At 43.0% G+C, this 24,216-nt stretch carries 22 protein-coding genes and 1 tRNA gene; 6 read left to right on the top strand and 17 right to left on the bottom strand.

From position 1 onward, the window contains the following. Positions 1-155: 155 nt before the first annotated feature. The 5 genes from LX99_RS05605 to LX99_RS05585 form a co-directional block, all read right to left on the bottom strand. Entirely contained in the window at positions 156-1,592 is a 1,437-nt protein-coding gene (locus LX99_RS05605) for a Glu/Leu/Phe/Val family dehydrogenase (RefSeq protein WP_109606991.1), read from the bottom strand. A 152-nt stretch (positions 1,593-1,744) separates the two neighbouring features. Then, positions 1,745-1,954: a CcmD family protein gene (locus LX99_RS05600; protein WP_109606990.1), complete on the bottom strand. Its 210-nt coding sequence runs from the start codon at positions 1,952-1,954 to the stop codon at positions 1,745-1,747. 1 nt (position 1,955) lies between these two features. Beyond that, entirely contained in the window at positions 1,956-2,666 is a 711-nt protein-coding gene (locus LX99_RS05595; protein ID WP_281270941.1) for a cytochrome c biogenesis protein, read from the bottom strand. A gap of 79 nt (positions 2,667-2,745) precedes the next feature. Next, the gene (locus tag LX99_RS05590) at positions 2,746-4,896 is read right to left on the bottom strand and encodes a KAP family P-loop NTPase fold protein (protein ID WP_109606989.1); all 2,151 of its coding nucleotides are present in this window, start codon (positions 4,894-4,896) and stop codon (positions 2,746-2,748) included. 84 nt (positions 4,897-4,980) lie between these two features. Further along, positions 4,981-6,165, bottom strand: a complete 1,185-nt coding sequence (locus LX99_RS05585) for a carboxypeptidase-like regulatory domain-containing protein (RefSeq protein ID WP_109606988.1) — start codon at positions 6,163-6,165, stop codon at positions 4,981-4,983. Between the two features lie 691 nt (positions 6,166-6,856). On the opposite strand from LX99_RS05585, the gene LX99_RS05580 reads away from it, so the two are divergent. Further along, positions 6,857-7,363, top strand: a complete 507-nt coding sequence (locus LX99_RS05580) for an REP-associated tyrosine transposase (protein ID WP_109606987.1) — start codon at positions 6,857-6,859, stop codon at positions 7,361-7,363. Between the two features lie 609 nt (positions 7,364-7,972). Here LX99_RS05580 and LX99_RS05575 read toward each other — a convergent pair. Further along, positions 7,973-8,656 (bottom strand): heme exporter protein CcmB, encoded by a 684-nt coding sequence (locus LX99_RS05575; protein ID WP_109606986.1) that lies wholly within the window; start codon positions 8,654-8,656, stop codon positions 7,973-7,975. A gap of 94 nt (positions 8,657-8,750) precedes the next feature. On the opposite strand from LX99_RS05575, the gene LX99_RS05570 reads away from it, so the two are divergent. Then, on the top strand, positions 8,751-9,236 hold the full coding sequence (locus tag LX99_RS05570) for a methylated-DNA--[protein]-cysteine S-methyltransferase (protein ID WP_109606985.1): 486 nt from the start codon (positions 8,751-8,753) through the stop codon (positions 9,234-9,236). 6 nt (positions 9,237-9,242) lie between these two features. On the opposite strand, the gene LX99_RS05565 is transcribed toward LX99_RS05570, so the two are convergent. From LX99_RS05565 to LX99_RS05515, 11 genes are all read right to left on the bottom strand, one after another. Next, the gene (locus LX99_RS05565) at positions 9,243-11,171 is read right to left on the bottom strand and encodes a hybrid sensor histidine kinase/response regulator (RefSeq protein WP_109606984.1); all 1,929 of its coding nucleotides are present in this window, start codon (positions 11,169-11,171) and stop codon (positions 9,243-9,245) included. A 25-nt stretch (positions 11,172-11,196) separates the two neighbouring features. Then, entirely contained in the window at positions 11,197-11,784 is a 588-nt protein-coding gene (locus tag LX99_RS05560; protein WP_170122640.1) for a chemotaxis protein CheB, read from the bottom strand. Continuing rightward, entirely contained in the window at positions 11,774-12,604 is an 831-nt protein-coding gene (locus tag LX99_RS05555) for a CheR family methyltransferase (protein ID WP_109606982.1), read from the bottom strand. The genes LX99_RS05560 and LX99_RS05555 overlap by 11 nt, the downstream gene beginning before the upstream one ends. Positions 12,605-12,606: 2 nt before the next feature. Next, on the bottom strand, positions 12,607-16,068 hold the full coding sequence (locus LX99_RS05550; RefSeq protein ID WP_170122639.1) for a response regulator: 3,462 nt from the start codon (positions 16,066-16,068) through the stop codon (positions 12,607-12,609). Positions 16,069-16,156: 88 nt separating this feature from the next. Next, a complete protein-coding gene (locus tag LX99_RS05545; RefSeq protein WP_109606980.1) occupies positions 16,157-16,594 on the bottom strand; it encodes a hypothetical protein in 438 nt (145 codons plus the stop codon). 9 nt (positions 16,595-16,603) lie between these two features. After that, positions 16,604-16,936, bottom strand: coding sequence for a gliding motility protein GldC (gene gldC, locus LX99_RS05540; RefSeq protein ID WP_022832557.1), 333 nt, complete (start codon positions 16,934-16,936; stop codon positions 16,604-16,606). A 10-nt stretch (positions 16,937-16,946) separates the two neighbouring features. Next, positions 16,947-17,213, bottom strand: a complete 267-nt coding sequence (locus tag LX99_RS05535) for a hypothetical protein (RefSeq protein WP_022832556.1) — start codon at positions 17,211-17,213, stop codon at positions 16,947-16,949. 8 nt (positions 17,214-17,221) lie between these two features. After that, positions 17,222-18,577 (bottom strand): DEAD/DEAH box helicase, encoded by a 1,356-nt coding sequence (locus LX99_RS05530; RefSeq protein ID WP_109606979.1) that lies wholly within the window; start codon positions 18,575-18,577, stop codon positions 17,222-17,224. 254 nt (positions 18,578-18,831) lie between these two features. Next, complete coding sequence (locus LX99_RS05525) at positions 18,832-19,464, bottom strand: uridine kinase family protein (protein WP_109606978.1); 633 nt, start codon at positions 19,462-19,464, stop codon at positions 18,832-18,834. After that, positions 19,457-20,461 carry a LysM peptidoglycan-binding domain-containing protein gene (locus LX99_RS05520; RefSeq protein ID WP_109606977.1) on the bottom strand — a complete coding sequence of 335 codons (1,005 nt, stop codon included), beginning with the start codon at positions 20,459-20,461 and terminating at the stop codon, positions 19,457-19,459. The genes LX99_RS05525 and LX99_RS05520 overlap by 8 nt, the downstream gene beginning before the upstream one ends. Positions 20,462-20,482: 21 nt before the next feature. Beyond that, positions 20,483-21,247: a DUF4905 domain-containing protein gene (locus LX99_RS05515; RefSeq protein ID WP_109606976.1), complete on the bottom strand. Its 765-nt coding sequence runs from the start codon at positions 21,245-21,247 to the stop codon at positions 20,483-20,485. A 95-nt stretch (positions 21,248-21,342) separates the two neighbouring features. On the opposite strand from LX99_RS05515, the gene LX99_RS05510 reads away from it, so the two are divergent. The 4 genes from LX99_RS05510 to LX99_RS05490 all read left to right on the top strand — a co-directional run. After that, complete coding sequence (locus LX99_RS05510) at positions 21,343-21,822, top strand: Dps family protein (protein ID WP_022829505.1); 480 nt, start codon at positions 21,343-21,345, stop codon at positions 21,820-21,822. Positions 21,823-22,587: 765 nt separating this feature from the next. Continuing rightward, on the top strand, positions 22,588-23,529 hold the full coding sequence (locus LX99_RS05495; protein WP_170122638.1) for a site-specific integrase: 942 nt from the start codon (positions 22,588-22,590) through the stop codon (positions 23,527-23,529). A gap of 75 nt (positions 23,530-23,604) precedes the next feature. Continuing rightward, positions 23,605-23,679 (top strand) — tRNA-OTHER (locus tag LX99_RS25560). Positions 23,680-24,010: 331 nt separating this feature from the next. Continuing rightward, positions 24,011-24,216 (top strand): helix-turn-helix domain-containing protein (locus LX99_RS05490; protein WP_146203067.1); only part of this gene is annotated, 206 nt, incomplete at its 3' end.

The following is a 24,216-nucleotide window of genomic DNA, read 5'->3' as shown; positions in this document are numbered from 1 at the left end:
CATTCTGTCTATTCAACAAATTCCGTAAAATTCGGGTTCAGACAAAAAATAAGCGATTCCGAAAGTCTCCCCCTCCGGGGGAGATTTAGAGGGGGTTAACGGGGCAAGCTTTTTCAAACCCACCCCGCTATATAATAAAACTATTAAATCCTTAATTATGGCCAGATGCCCAGGTTTTGGTACGATACGGCTATTTTATTGATAGCGCCCACCATTGCGGCATTACGCAAGGTACCGATAGCAGGGTTGCTTTTGTAAATCTCCCTGATTTCGTGGTATGAGCGGATCATGGTATCTTCCAGGCCCGAGTTTACCAGCTCCAGTTCCGACGCGCCTTTAATAATGGTTGACCGTTGCATTGGCGTTAAGGCAACCCCGGTAATGCCCTCAACCATGTTTACCAGGTTAAGGTTGGAATTTTCTTCAAACCTGCGGTTCATCCTGCCGAAAGCTACGTGGCTCAGGTTTTTTAACCACTCGAAGTAGGATACCGTTACACCGCCAGCGTTGGCGTACATATCCGGAACGATGATGCCGCCATTGGCATAAAATATCTCCTCGGCTTCGGGCGATGTTGGGCCGTTGGCGCCTTCCACAATAATTTTTGCCTGGATGTTGCGGATGTTATCAACCGTAATCTGGTTTTCTAAAGCGGCAGGCACCAGGATGTCGCAGGGTTGCTCCAAACCTTCCATGGTGTTGCTAAACTCCTGCGTGGCACCGGCGTAGCCTAAAATAGATCCGGTTGCTTTGCGATGCTGGAAAACGGCTTCAATATCCAAACCGTTCTCGTTATAAATAGCGCCCTCAAACTCGCAAAGGCCTACTATGATAGCGCCCAGCTCTGATAAAAACTTGGCCGAATAGTAACCTACGTTACCCAAACCCTGCACAATTACCCTTTTGCCCGATAAGCCCGGCAGCAGGCCCAGCTTTTGCATATCCTCGCCAACGCTCACACACTCGCGGGTGGCAATGGCTACACCACGACCGGTTGCTTCCCTCCTGCCCGCGATACCGTGCAGGGCGATAGGTTTACCGGTTACGGCACCCATGGCATCCAGCTGACCGGGGTTCATGGTGGCATAGGTATCGGCAATCCAGCTCATTTCGCGCTCGCCCGATCCATAATCGGGGGCGGGCACGTCAATGCTTGGGCCAATGAAGTTCTTTTTAATCAGCTCTACCGTGTAGCGGCGGGTGATGTTTTCCAGCTCGCTTACCGTGTAGTTTTTTGGATTTATTTTGATACCGCCTTTAGCGCCGCCGAACGGCACGTTAACGATGGCACACTTGTAGGTCATGAGGGCGGCGAGGGCCATTACTTCGTCCTCGTTCACCATTTCGCTGTAGCGGATACCGCCTTTGGTGGGCGACTGGTGGTGCGAGTGCTCAACACGCCAGGCATCAATTACCTCGAAACCGTTGCCCCTGCGGATAGGGAAGCGGAAGCGGTAAACGCTGTTGCACGATTTGATCTGATCCAGCAAACCGGCATCATGTTTAGTGAATTGGGCAGCATGATCAAAGTTTTTACATACGTCGCCAAAAAAGTGTGTTTCCTGGTCGGCGACCAAAATATTCGTAGCCATAACTATTGTATAAATATTAAACTCTTAAAAAAGTGAGCAAATTTGGTACAATTTTTATCAATATTGCAAATATTTATTAGTTAGTGTGTTGTTTACACCCAACAACAGCGCTACGAAAAATATGTTTAAACAATTTAAACCTACTATTTGAACTACTTTTGGTTTTCGACTTTTTTTAAGCGGCGATCGATAGTAAACAGGAAAATGGCCAGTCCGGTAAAAATGATGGAAATTGTTGCCACAACTACGTATATTTTTCCGGAACTGCGCAGGGCGTCGGCCATTTCAACCTGCTGGCCCTGCTGTGCAAAAACTGCGGTGCAGCATAGCACAAGCAACAATACAAGAGATAATTTTTTCATATTAATTTATAGCGTTCTTCTTGTTTTCAACTAAACGGATACGATAGCGGATGGTGGCTATCCAAAGGGCTATGAAGCTCCAGCCCAGCATGGCCGGGTAAAAGGCCACCTTCATACCGTTGTCCAGGTCATATTTACCAAAGGCCGGGTTACCGCCGCTGCCGGGGTGCAAAGAATCCGTCATGCGGGGCAGCACAAAAATCAGCACAATCATGATGGGGAACGCGAAGATGTTGTAAATGGCCGAAATTTTGGCGCGCTTCTGCTCCTCATCAATCGAGTTGCGCAGCACCAGGTAAGCGCAGTATAACAGGAACGCAATGGCCGCGCTGTTTTGCTTAGGGTCGCCGCTCCAGAACTCGCCCCAGGTATATTTGGCCCAAAGCATGCCGGTTAACAGGCCAAGGGTATAAAACAGCAAACCGGTATTCACACACTCCACAGCCGCCAGGTCATGCTCTTCCTTACCCGTTTGCAGGTATTTAATGCTGAAATAAACCGACACCACAAACACCGTGAGCATGCCCATCCACATAGGCACGTGGAAATATAAATTGCGGATGGTTTCGTGAATAATTGGCAACCGCGGCGCTTTAAAAACCAGCCCGGTGTAAAAAGTAGATAATACCAGTAAAACGGCTATTACCTTCCACCATGTTTGATAAATAAACTTCATATGATTTGTGGCGGTAAAGGTAAGGAAAAATTGTATGCACGCTTACATGCTCTTAGTATCAAATGGAATGACAAATAAAAGAGTATCGTATCGTGTAACTAAGTTGTTTGTAATGTTACGAAGAATGGTTGTACCAATACACGTATTGTCTGATTGCATTTATTTCACTTGGGTTTTTGTCGTACCCATCAGCCCAAACGACTTCTACAGAGTTTAGCTCTTCTTCTTTATGAACAATTTTGATAGCATCATAAATGATATGTTTATCGATAATAGAAATTAAATATTTAAACCTCACTTGGGTAAGATTAGTTTTATAAGGCTTTGGGTAACGGCTGCTTTGCGCCTCCGGAGTGTAAGCCCAAATTAACGAATCTACTTTAGAAGGATAATTATTTAAAAAATTCCTAATATAGTCATTAAAACGAGTTTCATCGACGTCCCTCCAAGCTGAAAATAAGAGCAAGCATTCTTCAGGAAACTTTTCAAGGAGTGGCTCACCGTTAGCCTGCTTTAATGCCCGAGCTATTAGAGTTTTGTTAATCAATTTAAACTCATCCTTCGTAAAAATTGTTTCTTCACCTCTATCATCATATAAGTTCGGAACTATCCTACGATATAAATTGCAAGCAAAGGACATTGGAGTAGCAGTTTCAATTAGTTCTTTTGCAACCATTAGTCTTTCTTCCACATCTGATTGGTTTCTAATTATTTGACTAATAAAAACAACTACCTGTCCATTCGGATGTTCGAAATCAAGTCGAAATAAATCTTCATTTTTAGGAAATAATTCGGAATGAGCAACTATAGCTTTTGAAATTTTCAAGGCAATGTTCCAATCTAACTCGCGTTCTAATAACCTAATCTTATTTAAGAATGCCTCGGGGCTACTTTCTTCAATTAATGCCTTGATTTTTTCATATACTTCTGAAATTGAGTTATCCGAAACGGAAAGTATGAAATTTTCGAATTCAATATCGGAAAGTTCACCTTTAATGACAGAATAAGTAAAATATCTATTGAAATATTTAGGCGAACAAATTCTTTTTTCTTTGTCCCAATCAACTGAATGAGATTGAACATAATGGCTAAACACACCGCTAAGCGACGGAAATAATTCTACAAGCAAGTCTTTAATTGCTTCTTTTTCAATGTTAGAAAAGCTTGCAGATAAATTGTCGATTTGCTTTATAAATTGTTCACTTTTATCAATATCTTTTGTTTCAAAGTAGCGATCATAATACATTCCAATGAAAAATATTGGGTTAGCTTTTATAAAATCATAAAAAGTGGGGTAAAATATCTTAACTGCCTCCAATAGCCAAAGGTCGACAATATTAACTTCGCCGATAAGTAACGGCACTGCAAACGAAATTGAGTTTCCATATCTTACCGCTAATCTTGGCGTTTTTAATTGAATTAAAATATTACTGTTAAATTGGCGACCAAACCTTTCTATTTGTGAATCAGGTAAATTAAGGCCGTTCTCGCTGTAACAATCGTTAATAAACTTATAACAGAATTTGGTTAAAGCCTCTGGTTGAGCAACCGGTATTTTCAACGGAATTTGAATAATTTTTTCAAGAAAACTTTGCCCCGAAACACTGTCACCATCTCCAAATCTTTCACCAATAGCTGAAGACACCATTTTTTCGTCAAATGATAGAACATACGTAATGTTTGAAAAATCAGCATTGAGCTTTACTAAACGAAAAATTGAATGTATCTCTTGTTTATCAAGCCTATCGATGTCGTCAATAAAAACAGCAATCTTTTGATTGCTTTCAATTAATGCTTTTTCAATTCGGCTTCTTAATGTTTCAATATCCAACCCATCAAGCAATTCGCCAGCTTGCTTTATTTTTTCGCCCGGATTACCAACATATGGAATATTGAAACTTAATAATCCACCATATTTTTTTAATAAAGATCCGATGTCTTCTGATCGAGTTTTAAGTTTTGTATCTAAGCCATTAGCTAAACTTTGAAAAAATTGCATCAATAGAGCGTTTTCATCATTGTATCTCCATGGATTAAATTTTACTGAAACTACAGTCGCATCTTGGTTAAGTTCTTTTTCTATAAAATTGACTACGGAAGTTTTTCCTTCACCCCAGGCGCCATATATTCCCAAAACAATACAATCGGAAGATTTCCTATTTATTATTGTTTGGGCAATTCTCTTTGAAAAGTTGTATCTCTGAAATTGATCATCCTCCTGATTGATCACTGGTTTATCTGACGAGAAGTTTGATTGAGTTGACATTGCACAATTTAAACATAAACAGTTGAAATTTAGACGTCAACCAACATCAAAATATTTTTAGAGTTCGATGCCATAACTCTTCCCCTAATCCCCCGGCTCATAATCCACCGGCAACAAATCCCCCAGCTTAGCCTTCGACCATGAGCCCTCATACAGCGGCCCCGGGCTTGATACTACAATGCCGTTCATATCAAAGGCCACAAAATTGGAGTATTTGGTAAGTACGCTGGTTTCGTAGTTGGGCATATCCAGCGGGTGGTAAACATCTTTAAACTCGGTGGTTTCTTCGCGTTTGGTATATACCACGTATAAAAAATGTGGGAAGGTGACGGCATAAATACCATCCTGTGGGGTTTTGCGCAAAATCTCCGTTTCCTGGTAGGGCGTTTTAACCATGCTTTCATGAAACCACTTGGTCATGTTGCTCAGCTTATAGTATTTGGCCAGCGAATCGCGCGGGCCTTCGCGGTATTTTTTGATGCGGGCCATCAGCACGGCTTCTTCCGGGCGTTCGGGGTTGAGGTAGCGGGTAAAATCGTGCGCTTCAAAGCCCTCCTGTTTCAGCGTGCCTTTATACAATGATCGGTAAAAATGCTGGGCCGAACCATAGTAGGCTTCCTCGCGTTTCTTTTTCCAGATCTTTTTTTGCTCGGCGCTGCCGGGCAGGTTCTCGAACAGGGCACTGCCCGAGTAGGATATGGTATGCTCAATGCCATCGAACAAAAAGCTTTTCAATAAAAACTTGGTGCGGTACCCTAAAGCGAGGTTCTCCACCACCAAAAACTCATCGCCCGATGCTTCCAGCTGCTGCTTGCCGCGGTGATAAATGAGGTTGAGGATATGGGGGTTGGTCACCTTGCATTCCTTGCCGTTTTCGGTATTGCCCACAAACTCCTTGCGGAAAAGCTCGTAGTTCTTTTTCCAGTCGGCGCCGCTGCTAATCACCACTTCGCGCAGCATCAGCACTTTTTGGGTAAGCTCGATGTTCAGCTTTACGGGTTCTTTGCCTGCCAGTACGGTGGTTGAAAATTCTTCGTAGCCAACGCCGGTAATTACCAGCGTATACTGGCCGGATTTTACGCCGCTGAGGGTAAACGTACCGTCCTCCGCTGTAGAAGTACCATAAGTGGCATTATTTAAAAACACGCTGGCATTGGGTACGGGCGCTTTGGTATCGGCCCGTACCACCTTACCGATAATGGTGTTGGCTTGTGCAAGCGCTACCGCCGGAAACAGGAAGCAAAAAAGTAAAAACCAGTAAAAGCGCATCTGTTAAAATAAGGGCGTAAAATTTCAAACTATAAAAAAACGCATTTTTTATGAATGGTTGATGAAATTGCCGCAGGTAAATAGCCTTTAACAATAATTTATCATCAAGCCTCCGCCTAAAGGGCGTTCCGGTTGAGGACAAGACAATCAATTTAAACAAAAAGCGTTGGGAAGTGCGATTCCCCTCTTGAGAGCATAGCCGTCAACTTAAGCAAAAAGCGATGGATTCAGCTTGTGGTCGGTGTTTTCACCGCACCACATGATTCATTGAGCCTGTTGTTGGTGTTCACCGTACCACTTTCTGGGTAGGTTGTTGTCGTTTTACTTAGCGTAACTTCTTATCGATCATGTGGTACGGTGACAACACCGACCACAGGCTTGAATGCTCTGCCATAGTCGGCTGGTGTTCCACTTTTAAAAACGGCTGTTACAGCCCTTCACTACACGTTTCAGCTTGTGGTCGGTGTTTTCACCGTACCACATGATTCATTCAGCCTTTGAGCCTGTGGTTGGTGTTCACCGTACCACTTTCTGGGTAGGTTGTTGTCGTTTTACTTAGCGTAACTTCTTATCGATCATGTGGTACGGTGAAAACACTAACAGGAGTAATAACCCAAAGAAAACAAAGCTTTTAATCGGCGCTTTACTACAACATCCTGATTTACTATATTCGTATCCCTACACTTAAACCATGCATCAAGGAATAGAATTTTTCACAGCCACCTGCCTTAACTGGCAACCTTTACTCCATTCGGATAAATACAAAAACATAGTAATTGATAGCCTGAATTTTTTAGTAAAAAACAATCGGATATGGCTATACGGCTATGTGATAATGCCCAACCATATTCATATCCTTTGGTGTAAACAACCTGACTGGCTAAATAAAAACGTACAACAACACTTCAGCAAATTCACAGCACAGCAGCTTAAGTTCAGCATGATAAATGATAGCCGAAGCTTAGAGAATTATAAAAGCAGTCAGAATGACCGCGAATACCAATTTTGGGAACGCAGACCTTACAAAGCAACAATGTACAATCGTATTGTTTTGGAGCAAAAATTAGATTATATACATAACAATCCAGTTAAAGCAGAACTGTGTCAACTACCTGAAGAATATTTACATTCTTCGGCATCTTATTATATAAAAAATGAAGCTAACGAACTGATAACACATTATATGGAGCATATGTGAGCGCTAAACATGATAAAGTGGTACGGTGAAACACCGACCACAGGCTTGAATAGTCGGCTGGTGTTCCACTTTTTAAAACGGGTGTTCCAACCTTCCAAAATAAATTTTACAACCAATTGATTATCAATACACATTCAGCTTGTGGTCGGTGTTTTCACCGCACCACGTGATTCATTCAGCTTGTGGTCGGTGTTTTCACCGCACCACATGATTCATTGAGCCTGTTGTTGGTGTTCACCGTACCACTTTCTGGGTAGGTTGTTGTCGTTTTACTTAGTGTAACTTCTTATCGATCATGTGGTACGGTGAAAACACCGACCACAGGCTTGATTACAAAATATAAAAAAACGCATTTTTTATGAATGGTTGATGAAATTGCCGCAGGGATATTTTAAACTAACCCGCTGACAGTATTTTGTCAGTGTTCATTTTTTAAAAAACGGGTGTTCAACGTTTTTAAAACCAAAATCATAACTTACTGGCTATCAATGCAAACTTGTTCAACTTGGCTTTTTTGGCAAACTTTAACTTTTATAACCAACTGATTATCAAGCGTTCATTTTTATTTAAAAATAACAAGTGTTCACACTTTAAAAAAATGAACACTCCTTAATCCCGCCACAGATATGGGAACAGCAGCATGGCGGTAGCGATAACAATAGCGTTGATGGCGCACAGCACACCAATGTTGCCGTAAAAAAAACTCCGGTCTACGCCGTCCATAGCGCTTTTGCTGAGTTTGATCAGTACGAGGATTACGGGGATGATAACCGGGAAGCTTAAAATAGCCATCAGCGTGCCGTTATTCCCCGCCTTGGAGGCAATGGCCGAGATCATGGTAAACACGGTAGAAAAACTGATGCTGCCCAGTAATACCGCCAAAAAGTAATATAGAGGGTCGCCAAGCCTATTGGGGAAAAATACGAGGTAAACCACCAGCGCCAATACACTCAGCAAGCCCATCAGCAACACATTATAAATAGTTTTGGATAAAATAATAGCCTGCGGACTGGCAATGGAGTAATAATACAGCAGCCGGTTTTTGCTCTCCTGCATAAAGCTTTTGGCTATGGCATTTACCGATGCAAACAGCATAATAATCCAGAACAGCACGTTCCAAACTATGGGGTAGCCCTCACTTTTGGCAAAACCCGGGTTAAGGTTAAGCGAAATATAACATACAAAAACCGTTGAAACCACGTACAGCAAAACACCGTTGAAAGCATATTTTGCCCGCCACTCCAGTAGAATCTCTTTTTTAAGCAGGTACCAGGTTTCGTTAACCAATTTCATCGGCGCAAATGTAATCATTACCGCCGAGTGATTGATGGACGATTTGCCAGGCCCGTTAAATTAGCTTAATTTTGAACTAACGCATCAGTTATACATGCCCACAGCTTATTTTAAAACACCGGTTGGCATTGCCCGCATTATTGAGGAAGATGGCTATATCACCTCCATTTCCATCCGCGATGAAGCGTATGAAATTGAACCTGCCCCTACCCAATTACTGCAGTCGGCCATCAACCAGCTCAACGAGTATTTCGCGGGCACGCGCAGGGAGTTCAGCATCCCCATAAAACAGCCGGGCAGTGATTTTCAGCAGGAAGTATGGAATGAGCTAACAAAAATCCCCTATGGAACAACCATCACCTACACCCAACAATCCAACCAGATGAATAACCCGCTGGCTATACGTGCTATCGCCGCGGCCAACGGGCGCAATAATTTATGGGTAGTTGTGCCCTGCCACAGGGTTATAGGCGCCAACGGCAGTTTAACCGGCTATGCAGGCGGCATCTGGCGTAAAAAATGGCTATTGGAGCATGAAGCTAAAATAATGGGCGTGGGCCAGACTAAGCTGGAGTTTTAACCCGGCTTAGGCATCCACCTTTAACAACCTCGCCATTTTTTCGTGCAGTTGATAGGGCATAAACGGTTTGGATAACACCTCATTCATGCCTGCGGCAATGGCTTCCTGCTGTTCATGATCATAACTTGCCGCCGAGAGCGAAATGATAGGGATGCTCCGCTTGGGTTCTTCAAAATCAACCCTGATGGCTTTGGCAGCCTGGTAGCCGTTCATTTCGGGCATGTGGGTATCCATTAAAATAATGTCGTAGCTTTTGCTATTCAGCCTGTCAATTACTTTGCGGCCGTTATCAACCATATCAACTTCCACACGCCAGTCTTTCAAAATTTTGGAAAGCATAAACTGGTTCACCATGTTATCTTCGGCTACCAGCACCCGTATATGATTAAACGGCGCAAGGATCCGGTCGCCCCTTTCGGCCGGTTTTTCCTTCGGCTTGGCGGCTATAGTGTACCAGCAGGTAAAATTAAAGGTGCTCCCCCTGCCGGCCTGGCTGCTTACGGTTAGCTCGCCGCCCTTAAGTTCGGCCAGTTTTTTTACGATGGTAAGGCCCAAACCTGTACCGCCATATTTGTTCGAGGTATCATCTTCGGCCTGCTCAAATGAATCGAAAATGCTGTTAAGCCTGTCGGCAGGGATCCCGATACCGGTATCCTCTACGCTGAATTTAATTTTAACCTTATCAAGATGCTTTTGCAGTACTATTACCCTGAGCTTAACATAACCACGTTCGGTAAACTTAAGCGCATTGCTCAGCAGGTTCATCAGGATCTGGTTAAGGCGCAACGAATCAATCATGAGGTATTGCGGCACCTCTTCTTCAATCTCCAGCAAAAACTCGATGTTATTTTCATCCGCTTTAAATTTAAGCAGGTTAAATACCGATTTTACAACATCATAAACATTGCTTGCTGTACGCACAATGCTGAATTTGCCGGCCTCTATTTTCGATATATCCAGTACATCATTAATAACCCCCAACAATGACTTTGACGAGGTATCCAGCAGATCGAGCATGCCCAATTGCTGCTCATTCAGCTCCGTTTTGCGCAACAGCGCCGAAATACCGATAATACCGTTAACCGGCGTGCGCAACTCGTGGCTCATGTTAGCCAAAAAGGTTTCTTTTACCTTTTTGCTATGTTCGGCATTCTCTTTTGATTTGATGAGTTGCTCCTGGAAGCTTTTTTGGGGCGAAATATCACTAATGTTGATAAAAATCACCTTATTGCGATAGGCGGCACGGCATTCAACCCAGATTAACCGCTTATCAAATGTTTCGAACTTAAATTCAAAAATGGCGAACTGGAGATTATCCTTAATAATCTCGCCCAGCTTTTTCCTGAAATCAAACCGGTGTTCTTCAATAGCCAGGTCAACAATGCTTTTACCTGTAAGTTCGGATGCCCTGAACCCCATTATTTTTTCTATCGTGGGATTGATATCGATAATGCGCAGGCTTTGCGCGTCGACAGAAGTGATGATGTCGGCCGAGTTTTTGACCACCAGGGCGTAGTTCTGCAACTCTTCGTTTTTTTGCCTGATATCGGCCTGGTTGCGGGCCAGTTGCACAAACGAATCAACCTTAGCCGATGTAATATACGGATCGAGCGGTTTGTATAGGTAATCAACAGCGCCCGTGCCGAGGCCCTTCACCGCATATTTGGCTTCCTTAGATATGGCGGTAACAAAAATTACCAGGATATCTTTGGTACGCGGGTTTGATTTCAGCATTTCAACCAGCTCAAAACCATCCATCTCGGGCATTTGCACATCAATAAGCGCTATGGCGATATTGGTATCCCAGGCAATTTTAAGGGCTTCGTTTGGTGATGTGGTAGAAAACATTCTGATATCATCGCGCTTAAGCAAAGCTTCGAGCGCTATGATATTCTCTTCTCTGTCATCAACAATAAGAATATTAACAGGGGTCATGTAAATATCTGGGGTAATGCTGTTATTATGAAAGTAATAATTGAAAAATCTCTTCCTGGGTTAACACATATTCCGCGCCGCCGTTATTGATGGCCGAGCGGGGCATTTCGGGCATCTCGGCATCTTCCGGGTTTTGAGCAATGGTCAATCCGCCGCTTTCGCGAATCTTTAACAATCCGTTAGCGCCATCCTGGTTGGCCCCCGAAAGCAGTATAGCCACACATTTGCCACCGTAGACCTCGGCAGCGCTCTCAAAAGTTACATCAATGGAGGGTTTTGAGTACCATACCGGCTCCGACACATCCAAACTAAAATATCCGCCGTATTCAATAAGTGTGTGGTAATTTGCCGGCGCAATATACATAGTGTTCTTTTTAAGAATATCCTTATCCTCTATCTCGCGCATTAACATACGGCTGTTTTCGGCAAACAGTTTTTCTATTTCACTGTAAAAGTTTTTTTTACGGTGGATGACTAAAATGACCGTTTTGCCAAAGGTTTCCGAGAGTTCTTTAACTATCCTGAATAAAATTTTAAACGAACCTGCCGAGCCGCCAAATAACAGAATTTCGGCAGCTTGCCATCTCTCCAGTAATTTTTTATCAGGTTCCAACTTTTTGATAGATATTTTCTTTTTGGTTGATCACTTTAAACTTCGTTTTAAAAGCGTCAGACCGGATAGTTTCCTTACTCCCTAAACACAAATACCCGAGCGGGCAAAGGCTTTTATAAAACAACTCGAGGATGCGCTCCTGCAAAAATGTTTCAAAATAAATAAAAACGTTACGGCAACTTATCATCTGAAACTCGTTAAATACGTTATCAGATATCAGGTTATGCACCGAAAAAAGGGTATTTTGTTTCAACTCGTTATGGATGGAAGCCGCATCGTACAAAATAGTAAAATGATCTGTTATCGACCCCTTTAAGCCGGTGTACTGATAGTTTTCGGCATAACTTTTTATGTTGCGAAGGCTGTAGATCCCTTTCCTGGCTTCCCTCAAAACCTCCGTATTGATATCGGTACCGTATATAAACGATTTTTTACCCAAACCGGCCTCCTTCATCAGTATCGCCATCGAATATACTTCCTCGCCTGTTGAACACCCCGCGCTCCAGATCTTGGTATGCTGATAGGTAGACAGGTAAGGCACTACCTGGGCGTTAACCGCTTTGTAAAAAGATGGGTCGCGGAACATTTCGGTTACATTAACCGTAATTTCCTCTAAAAAATTCTGGAAAAAGCCTGCATCGTTAATCAATGCATGCTTCAGGTCGTAAAACTCAAACTTGTTAAGCAACATAATACGTATCAGCCGCCGTTTCAACGATGCCTTGGTATAACCTGCAAAGTCAAAGCCATGAACTTTTTTTACAATATCAATAAGTTCAAAAACCTGAGCCTGCGATATATTTCCCTGCGCTGTATCCATATTTAACTTTCAAGCCACAATTGCATCAACGATATCAACCTGTCCATATCAACAGGTTTGGTGATATAATCGTTTGCTCCGGCCGCTATACATTTTTCGCGGTCGTCTTTCATCGCTTTTGCGGTTAGGGCTATTACGGGTAACTTAGCCCATTTGTTTTGTTTCCGGATTTGCCTTGTGGCCTCGTAGCCATCCATTTTGGGCATCATGATATCCATCAATACGATATCGATATCACTGATCTCTTGCAGTTTAATTAATGCTTCTTCGCCGTCGTTAGCTATCTCTACATTCAAATCGTAGCTTTGCAGGGCGCTGCTGAGTGCGAAAATATTACGCATATCATCATCTACAATCAGCACCTTCCGGCCTTTAATAGCGTCTTTGCTTTTTGTTACCATTTTGGGTTTAGCCGGTGCGGCAGATGCTGCGGATGCAGCAGCGTGCAACGGCGCTATTGATGTTTCACTTATTTTGTTCAGGAAAAGGTTTACTTCGTCAATCAGCCTGTCTGACGATTTATTGGTTTTAACCACCATGGCGTTAGCATATTGCATCAGCCTGTTTACCGAGTTTTTATCAAGCTCCATAGCGGTATTTACAATTATCGGGAGCGATAAAAAGCGGTCTTCTTCCTTGATCTTATCCAACAGATCGAGCCCCGAAATATCCGGCAGGTTCAAGTCAAGTATCACGCATTGATACTCATTTTCATGCAGCATTCGGAAAGCCGATTCGCCGTCAAAAGCCTGATCAACCGTAATGCCCTGATTTTGCATTAAATCCTTCAAAGCCTGGCTTTGGGCTTTGTGGTCTTCAACCAGGAGGATCTGTTTAAAACGGGTGCCGCTTTGCACCATAATATCGGCAAAAAGCTTATCGAGCGTTTCGGTATTGATAGGCTTTTTCATAAAATTGATAGCCCCCTCCTTACGTACCCTGTTAGCGGCCGCTTCACCGGCCGACATCAGGTGTACCGGGATATGCATGGTTGCCTCGTCGTTTTTCAACTCCTTTAAAATTTGCCAGCCATCTTTACCGGGCAGCATAATATCTAATATCACGGCATCAGGCTTCGCTTCTTTTACCGTTTCAACGGCGCGGGTGCCTTCATAAACCATAATTGATTTATAGCCATGATCGCGGGCATAATCCTGCAGGATATTGGCAAAGTTCTTATCGTCTTCAACAATTACTACCAGTGGCTCGCGTCCGGGGTCGCGCGGGGCCAGCTTCACCGGCGGCAATATTTCCGCTACCGGCTTAAAGGTTTCGGCGGTTGGCAAGATTTCTTCGGCAGAGGCAACAACCCTGGCCTCAAAAGGTACGGTTACGGTAAACTCGCTGCCAATGCCAGGTTCACTACTCAGGGTTATGCTGCCACCTAACAGGTAGGCCAGCTCGCGGCTTATTGATAAGCCCAGGCCTGTGCCGCCGTACTTGCGGCTGGTTGACCCGTCTGCCTGCTGAAAAGCTTCAAATATCACCCGCTGCTTATCGGCAGGGATACCTATGCCCGAATCTTTAATAGCGAAACTGATGGTTTTAGCCGACATACCCGGCTTAACATTGATGGATATCGATCCGTTTTCAGGTGTAAACTTAAAGGCGTTGCTCAACAGGTTTTTAATTACCTGCTCCAAACGCACCTTATCGGTAAATATGGTTTGCGGCAGTTCTTTGCTTATCGAGGTAGTATAATTGATGTGCTTATTACCGGCAACCTCGGCAAACAACATTTCCATATCGTTTACAATATCGGCAACCTTAACATCCTCATTTTGCATATCCAGCTTACCCGATTCAATTTTTGAAAGGTCGAGGATATCATTAATAAGCGTTAACAAATCGTTACCGGCGTTAAAAATAACACTGGCGTACTTGATCTGATCTTCCGACAGGTTAAGCGGTTTATTATCCTTCAGGATACGGGCCAGCACCAGGATACTATTTAGCGGGGTGCGCAGCTCATGGCTCATGTTGGCTAAAAACTCCGATTTATACTTACCGGTAGTTTCCAGTTCCTGTACTTTCAGATCGATAGCACGGCGGGCTTCTTCAATAGCCTGATTTTTCTCTTCCAGCAGGCTGGCTTTCTCTTCCAGTTCGGCGTTGGTAGTGCGCAGTTCTTCCTGCTGCACGCGCAACTCTTCTTCCGATGCCTGCAGTTCTTCGGTTTTTTGTACAAGCTCTTCGTTGGTAACCCTCAACTCTTCCTGTTGCGCTTCAAGTTCTTCGGCCTGTTGCTGGGTTTCCTCGTACAGATCGTGCATAATGGTGCGCGCCTGGGCAGTGTTAACCGCTACACCTATATCATTGGCAACCGCTAAAATGTATTGCGATTTATTGGCGGTAAGTTCGCCGTTAAAAGCAACTTCCATAACACCCTTCAGTTTTTTATCAAAAAAGAAAGGTACAATCAACGTTTCGGCAAGTTCGGTTTTTAATACCGACGATGACAGTTCGAGCTTATCATTAATTCGCCCTTTAATAATGGAGGCTTTCTGATCTTTGGCTGCCTGTCCAAGCCATCCCTCGCCCAACTGAACAGATTTTTTTATAAAATCGGGATTGTGGAAAGCGTACGAAGCGTACAATTCGAGCTTGTTGTTGGCGTCATTATACAAATAAAACGTACCGGCCGCAGCTTCGGTATAACTACACACCTCAGATAAGATGTTATAAGATAACTCCTTTTCGGCCTGCTGGCCCTGCATTTTTTCGTTCAGGGCGCCGGTGCCTGTAAGCAACCAGTTTTTGGCTTCATTATCGGCCAATACCCTGCCAAGCTCAACGTTGGCAACCCTGATCTCTTCTTCTATTTTCTTTTGCTGATCAAATGTTTTTTGAATATAGAAAAAAAGCATCATAATGATCAGCAAAAACACGATGGACCCGCAGGCGATCACAATTTTAGCAAAAAGGGATGCTTCCTTTGAAGTCGCCTTTCTGTCGGCCAGCAACCGCTCTTCCGAATTGTTGACATGTTCAATCAGCATCCGGATCTGGTCCATATTATCCTTACCGTTTAAAAACATGTTGCGCTGCACCATATAATCGAGGCCCATTGTTTCGCGGGTTTCGATATTGGTTTTCAGTATCTGCAACTGATCTTTAACCAGTTTATTGATCGAATCCAGCCGTTTTACCTGTTGGGGGTTATCATTAACCATCTGCTTCAGGCTTGTTAAATCCTCGGCAATTTTAGGCAGCGCGGCATTATACGGATCAAGAAACGCCTTCTTGTTGGTAGCGCCGAATCCGCGCATACCGGTTTCGGCATCTATAAGTTCCTGGAGTAAGCTGGTTGTGGTATGGATCACCTTTTGGGTATGTTCAACCCAGGCATTATCGTCTTCAAACTTAACCAAACTATTGTACGACAGGATGCCCACTATAAACACGAGTATGATAGAGGCAACAAAACCGGCTAATACCTGCTGGCGGAAGGTGAATTTTAACATTAGGTAGATTGTATTGTTATGCTTACAAATATGTTTAAAAAAAAGCTGTAATGTAAACATTACAGCCAATTAAAACATATCAGGAATATTAATTTGCCGCGGCGGTGTTGTCTGCAGCAGGTACAAAAGTTTTAGGTTTGCTGCTCATGGCGCCAATTACAGCTAAAATTGGCCCGGCGAACATTACATACCACCCCCACTGAAGCTTAAGCTGCCCCGTTAAAAATTTGTTTACACCTTTAAAAGGGATGAAGCTAAATGTGGTGTTAACTTTAAAAATAGCGGCGGCTAAAAGCAAAACCACCAGCACCAGCGAAAGCCAGGCAGCGGCCCGCATAATTTTTGCCTGGTTAAGGAATGATACTACGATACCGATAACCGCCACCAATAAAAGCACCAGGCCGTAAGGCTGGTTTAACTTATAAATATTCCAGCTGGTTAAATGGAACACCCGCAGTAAGGGGCAGTAGGTAGCCGCCAAAAGCAAAGCAAAACCTACAAATGAAAAAATTGAGCTAAGGCGCATATCAGGTTGTTATTTTTGAGTGATCTCCATTTTATCGGCAAAGTGAGCGCAATAGTCGCGCAGGTCTTCCACGATGTTTTTTTCGCCGGTTGCGCGTAAAAAGCTGTCGCCCATGGTTTGCAGGGTTTCATAAAAGAAACGCTTCATCTCATCAACCGGCATATCTTTGGTCCACAGGTCAATACGCAACGTATTTTTATAGCTTTGGTCCCAAAGGGCAAGCATCATGGCCTTTACAGGCAGCGCTTCCTTGTTGTTGGAGTCGGTAGATTCCCAAAGGATATGTTCAGGTACATTATTATCGTCAAGGGTAACAGTAAGCTTTATTTCAGCAGTTTTCATTTTTTAAGTTTTATTTAACAAGTAAAAATATAACAACGACCAAAATGATGAAGAAGGTCTCCACCATCCAGATCCGTTTAGTTTCGATAAAGAAATTGCGGAACATGATATCGATCACAAAAACCACAAAGGCAAACAATAAAAAAATCCAGCCTATGGTTGCGCCCCAGTGTTCCAGCGGCTTGCCTGCAATGCCTGCACCATTAATAAAAACATAAGCGGCTACGGCTACCAAAAAAGCGGTAAAAAAGTTTAAAGGGGTAAATCTGAGTTTCATTAACTGGCTTAGTAACGTTTTTTGTTTTTGGATGATTTGCTACCCGAACCCTGCCTCGCGGCCTTTGAGCCATATTTAGCCTTATCCTTATTGGCATCAAATTTTTTACGCTGGTTCAGGGTTTTCTTTTCGTGAAAAGCGCCTTTAAAATCGGGATCTTCCCTGCGCTTCTGCATATCTATTTCGCGGGCTTGGTCCTGGCGTTCTTCGTACGCGGTTTCTTCTATAAATACATCTTCCGGGATCTTTTCAACCGGGATGGTTTGTTTAATCAGCTTTTCAATCTTACGGATATAGTAAATCTCGGAAGGCGCGGCGAAGGTAATAGCCTCGCCCGATTGCAGCGCCCGGCCTGTACGGCCAATCCTGTGTACATAATCTTCAATAACCACCGGCACATCAAAATTGATCACGTGGCTAACATCGCTCACATCAATACCGCGCGACGCCACATCCGTAGCTACCAATATTTTCACATCATCGTTTTTAAACGAATTGATGGAATTGATGCGGGTATTTTGCCCTTTGTTGGCATGAAGCACCTTTACCTCGGCCTCGCCAAACTTGCGGGTAAGGAATTTAAAAACATCCTCGGCAACAGACCGGGTTTTGCAAAATACTATGAGCTTGGTGATCTCGCCCTCGTTATCCAACAGCTTTTTAAGCAGGTTAATTTTAGTTTTAATATTGGGCACATGGTACAAATGCTGGTTAACCGTTTGGGCCGGGGTAGCCTGCGGCGTAACCTCGATTACGGTAGGAAACTCCAAAAAGTTGGCCGAAAGCTGGTGTACCTTATCGCTCATGGTAGCCGAAAAAAGCAGGTTTTGCCTTTTTACAGGTACAACTTCCAATATGCGGTTAATTTGCGGCATAAAGCCCATATCCATCATCTTGTCGGCTTCGTCAAGTACTAAAACCTGCAAGGGTTTGGTGATGATATGGCCTGCGAGGTAAATATCCATAAAACGGCCCGGGGTAGCCACAATAATATCCACGCCTTTTTTAATCTGCTCTATTTGTGTTTTAGGGCCGATACCGCCGTAAAGCAGTACCACGCGCAGATCGGTATAAGCGGCAAAAGCCTTAATGTTTTCCTCAATTTGCATAGCCAGCTCGCGCGTTGGCGATACAATGAGCGCGCGGGCATGTTCGCCTTGCGCGTATTTCAGCTTCATGATGATGGGCAGTACATAGGCGGCGGTTTTACCGGTGCCGGTTTGCGCAATGCCCATCACATCCTGGCCGTTCAATATAGGCGGAATGGCTTTTTGCTGGATAGGCGTAGCTTCGGTATAACCGGCATCGGCTATCGCGTTAAGAACTTGCCGGTTAAATTTAAAATCATCAAAAGATACTGCCATGCCGCAAAGATAGGCTTTTTGTTGAAGTAGGAACAATGGCAGGAAAACACGGCCGTGTCAGGATTTTTGAGAGAGGTGGGAAATCGAGCGTTAAGACGCGGGAATGATTAAAAAAGATATTGAGATACGGTTAACAATCCCAAAAATCATCATCACGAGATACGAAGTGACCGCAAAGAGTCTCAACAGGTATGGAGATCTATCTTTACAACTCACGATTGCTTTATACCTCGAAATAAAGACGGACTTTTAAATTAAAACAGCCTCTTCCTCAAATCGGCCGAGATCTCTTCGGTTATCATCATAATGTCTTCGGCCACGTGCCCGTTGTTTACGATTACGCGGTCGCACTCATCCTTGTAGGGTAACAGGTATTCTTTGTAAGCCGGTACAACGTGATTGATCCACTTATACATCACATCATCGTGCGAATATCCACGCTCTATCAGGTCACGCTTCAGGCGGCGTTGCAGAGCTACATCCTCGTCGGCATCAATAAACACCTTCAGATCCAGCAGTTCGGCAATATCTTTAAAATGCAGAATAAACAGGCCTTCCACTATTAAAATAGGCGCAGGCTTGATCTCTATCATTTTGGGGATAGCATCGGGGTTATTAAAAGTGTATTCCTGTTTCAGGATAGGCTGCTTACTGAGCAGTTTGCTGATATCCTGCTGAAAATGCCCATGATCAATAGTTGAAGGGAGATCAAAGTTATAGAGCTTATTCTCCTCCTTGGTCATGTTATGGGCAACCGGGATATAATAATCGTCCTGCGAAACAAGGCTTACCTCATCGGCAGTAAAATGTTCTAAAAAGCATTTCAAGAAAAAGGTTTTGCCCGAGCCGCTTCCTCCGGCAATCCCAATAATATACGGTTTATTCATTAGGGCTGCCGTAGCTGATGTTAACCTGGAAACGTTTATCTAAAGCGCCTAAAGCATCGGCAGTGTTTTTAGTCATGATGATCAACACGTTTTTGTTGGTCTCGTTATCGGTGAAACGGCCAACTACCTTTGCAAAGGTAGTGTGGTTGTTCATGGGATTGGTAATTTTAATGATGGTACCTATAGGCGCGGTGCGGTGTAAAACCAGTTCCTTTTTAGGATCCAGACCGGCGTCATCCATCCAGGTGGCTACCCCTTTTTCAACTTTCTCGTACAGGCCGAAACGGTTGGCCTTACCATGATCGGCAGTGCTATCCTGCTGCATCACCACATTGGTCGAGTCGCGTTGCATTACCGGTTGTTTGGCGGCAGTATCTTCGGGCGGCATACCGGTGCGCACATTAATCACCTGGTTTGGCGCAAGGGTATCCGAGTTCAATTTATTTAAAGCCTTAATATCATCAACCGAAGTATTAAAACGTTTAGCGATAGAAGTAAGGGTTTCACCGGCAGATACTTTGTATTGCTGCACGTTAGCCATGCTAATTTTTTTAATGGTATCGGCAGATACCTGCTGCGGTTTATTGGCAGCAGGCTTAACTGCAACCGGGGCAGGCGAGCTTGCCGCCGCCGGGCTTTGCACCTGTGGTTTATTTTGAACGGGCACCTGATGCGCTACAGCTTTCTGCTGTACGGGAGCCGGAGTATTCACAACCGGCTGGGCAGGCGTCTCTCCCGAAAATGGCAACTCAGTTGGTACTTTCACTATACCGCCAATTTTAAGCGCGGCGTTGTTGTTGAATGAGATAATGGCCTTAGGACTAACATTATACCTGCGACCTATGGAGTAGTAATTATCTTTCGGATCGAGTTTGTGAACAATGACCTTTTTGCCGTTCAGGTTTTCAACACCTATCGAGTCGACGAGTGGATTTGCAAATGCGGATATGGAAAGTGTGAGTATAGGAGCGATCAGTAAGACAATCTTAAATTTCATAATCAATTACAATACAATAATTTACAAGTTTAACACTATTACGGCCAATCTATCTTTTAAATAAATAAGCTGGTTATTATGTAGTACAAACGCCTCGGGTTGCAGTTTTGTTATAGCGGCATTTAACAAATCGTGGTAAAGTACCGAACCCGATTGGTCAAATATGTAAAGATGCTGCGTAAGTTGCTCCTGCAAAAGCGTGTGCAAAGATACAATTCTGAAACTATTGTAACTGATATAATGAACCATATTTGCGTGGGGTTGCAGGGGCAGATATTTACTATCTACCTGGCCGGCCGCCAAAATTTCGGGGCTAACTATGAGGTTGTATAAGGGAGTATCCAATACCGGCTCATAAGGCCTTACGATGCCACCCGTTTTAATATCAATAAGGTTTAAGCGTTTGGGTTGTAGCTGGCTGTTATAAACCACCGGTCCGTTCACGGTAAGCTGATCAAAAGCTAATGTAAAATTACTCCATAGGTTTAGCGCCGATGCAGCTTCAATGGCGGTTAATCCCTTATGTACCGGCCCGGTTTCGGATTGGTAATTATGCAGCAACAGTACGCCATTATAAACAGCCTCGATGCCGGTAAGCCAGCGCTCGGGCGTGGTGAGGTTTTCGAAGTAAACTTCGCCGGTTTTCAGGCTAATTGCCGAAAAGCTTACCTGTTTATTGGCGTGGTCACGTATTTCGAGGAAGAGTGTTTGGGTGCTGTCGTCAATTTCCATGCGCCAGATGGGTGCATGATAATTTTTGTAGATGAAGGGGAACAGCCTGTTCATATTTACAAAGATGCTTATTAAAATTAAAACTGCTTGCCTTTATCAAACATTGCCGCCACAGGTGTGTTACACTGAAAACATCACGATATTTATTTATGAACGCTGAAAAAATAAGCCTTGAAGAAGGCAAAGTAAAACCGGTTGTTGATCATCTGAACGATCTGCTGGCTAATTATCACATCCACTATCAAAAACTGCGCGGCTGCCATTGGAACGTAAAAGGCACCAGCTTTTTTACCCTGCACCTTAAATTTGAAGAATTATACACCGCCGCGCTTGTCACTATCGATGAACTGGCCGAACGGATCCTGGCCTTGGGCAAACCGCCGATCAGTACCTTTAAAGATTATATTGAAACCGCCACACTGAAAGAGATCCAAACCATAGGACTGAAAGATACGCTGATGGTGAAAGCCCTTATCGAAGATTTAGCGACCCTGATCAAATTTGAGCGCGAACTGTTAAAAATAACCGCCGACGCCGGTGATGACGGTACCAACGATATGATTAACCGTTTTATGCAGTTTAACGAAAAAAACACCTGGATGCTGCGCTCTTTCGTAAATGAAGACTAAGCCCAACAAGTAATTATACTGTAAAAAGCCGCTGATCCTTAACATGAATAGCGGCTTTTTTTAATGAAGGGTTTACAGCAATTTGTATAATTTATATATTTGCACAATGCGAGTAGCCGCTGTAAAAAGCAGCGGTTACTTGTTCAGATTTTCCTATGGTGTAATGGTATCACGTCAGATTCTGGCTCTGAAGATTGAGGTTCGAGCCCTTGTAGGAAAACCAAAACTCCAAGCCCTTAGTATTCTTACTAAGGGCTTTTTTCATGCACTTTAAGGCCTTTTCTAAGTTTTTAAGAAGAAAAAATGAATATGCATATCATTTAATGCTATTAAGTTTCGCAACTTTTTTTGACGAACTTATCGAAAATGTTTTACCATTGTTTTACCTTTATGTCATGGCGACGGTGAAAGAAGTAATACTCAAATAAAAAAAGCGCGATGATGGGACATGGAACTTAAAAATCCGGATAATCCATAATCGAAGAACTGCTTACATATCTACTTCCCACTATATTGGTGCAAAACAAATCAGAAAGGATTTTTCTATCAAAGATCCTTTTATTGAAGATTTGATTTCGCCCGTACTTTCCGATTACAGAAAAAAAATAAGTTCTTTAGGTACAGGCATAAACTCTATGACAGCTAAAGATGTCGCAGAATTTCTTAAAAAAGAAGACACTCCAAGTGATGTACATTTTATAAACTTTGCTGAAAAATATATTTGCGACCTTAAGCTAAATGACAAGATTTGGTAGCGCACGGAATATGCAAACGGTTGTTTATTCACTAATTGATTTTTTTGGCACCAGAGATATTTTTGCTTTAGATATCACAGCCCACAAACTTTTCGAAATAGAAGCTTATTTAAGAAAGCCTCGTACGCTAAAACGAAAACATAGCAGTGGTGGTGAAATGGAGTTAAAACGAGCAGGGGCAACTACCGCCGGCATCCATACATTTATGCGCGACCTTCGTCTTTTATTTAATGCGGCAAGGGATAAATACAATGACGAAGACACGGGAAAAATATCGATAGCCCACTACCCTTTCAGAAAGTACAAAATAGTTGAAGCTCCCGCCCCTGTTAAAAGGAATTTAACCATTGAACAAATAATAGCTATTAGAGATTTTGAAATAAATTTTGATGGCAGAATGAAAACAGCCAGGGATTTATTTATGCTATCCTTTTATCTGTGCGGAATGAATGCAGTTGATTTATATAAGGCTGACAAATTGGAAAAAGGGAGGATTAATTATAATCGATCAAAAACAGAAGGGCGAAGGAAAGATAAAGCTTTTATCAGCATAAAAGTTCCTGAAGAATCATCGCCATTAATTGAGAAGTATTTTGGCAAACTCAACTCGATTTATACAGCAAGCACCGGACTGGGAAGAGTGATCAGCTATGGCTTAAACAAGCTTACTAATGCCATAAATGAGCATTTCGTCAAAGAATACGGCATTAAGTTGTTTGAGGTTGTAATTGAATTTTACATGGCGAGACATTCATTTGCAAATCTTGCCCGAAACGTCTGCCGTTTTAGCAAAGATGACATAGCGTTGGCTCTAAATCACATTGACCTTAGCCGTAAAACCACAGATATTTATATATCTCCTGATTGGTCTATTATCGATGAGGTTCAAAAAGGTGTATTGAACTTGTTAAAAGAAAAAGCGCAGTCTATAACAAGTGCAGTTTCTCAGTAGGTTTTTCAATGGTTTCTGACATCAAATTAATTAGTTCAACAGCGTTACCTTCGACTAGTCTAATTAATAATAAATGTACTAAAACGGTCAAAGAATGCGAGCAAAAGACTGAAAATCCTTGTGTCACTGGTTCGATCCCAGTTGGTACCACAAGTAAAAGCTTCTTAGTTAACTCTAAGGAGCTTTTTTTATGCCTTGAAAGTGCTATTTGAAGCTAAAAATGCAGGTTTTACATAATTAACTGTTAAATTCCTTTTTGAACGATTGATTGTTGTTTTTTCTGTCTGTTTCGTAAATCAAAGTTAGTTTTAAGGTTTTTTGGCGCACTTTTGGCGCACTTTTAAAGTGGTTAAATGAATTATGGAGCCTCAACACGCTTATAGCAATCAAGTGCAAGGAGGAACGGAATAAATAAAGTGAGATAGTCACAATTTAATCTGACAATTACGATTAATTAACGCACGTAATAGAGATTAGCATTATGACAATCCAAGCAAAGATCATTAAAAACAAGATGGGCATATTGGAGCTTGCCCAGCATTTAGGTAACGTATCACAGGCCTGTAAAGTGATGGGCTATTCCCGTGATAGTTTCTACAGGTTCAAGGAACTTTACGAACAAGGTGGCGAACTGGCCTTACAAGAGATCAGCAGACGAAAACCGATCTTAAAGAACCGGGTAGAAGA

Source organism: Mucilaginibacter oryzae (assembly GCF_003148845.1).
GTDB classification, from domain to species: domain Bacteria; phylum Bacteroidota; class Bacteroidia; order Sphingobacteriales; family Sphingobacteriaceae; genus Mucilaginibacter; species Mucilaginibacter oryzae.
The sequence above is the reverse complement of the archived record's forward strand: the minus strand, read 5'-3'. Positions and strand labels throughout refer to the sequence as shown.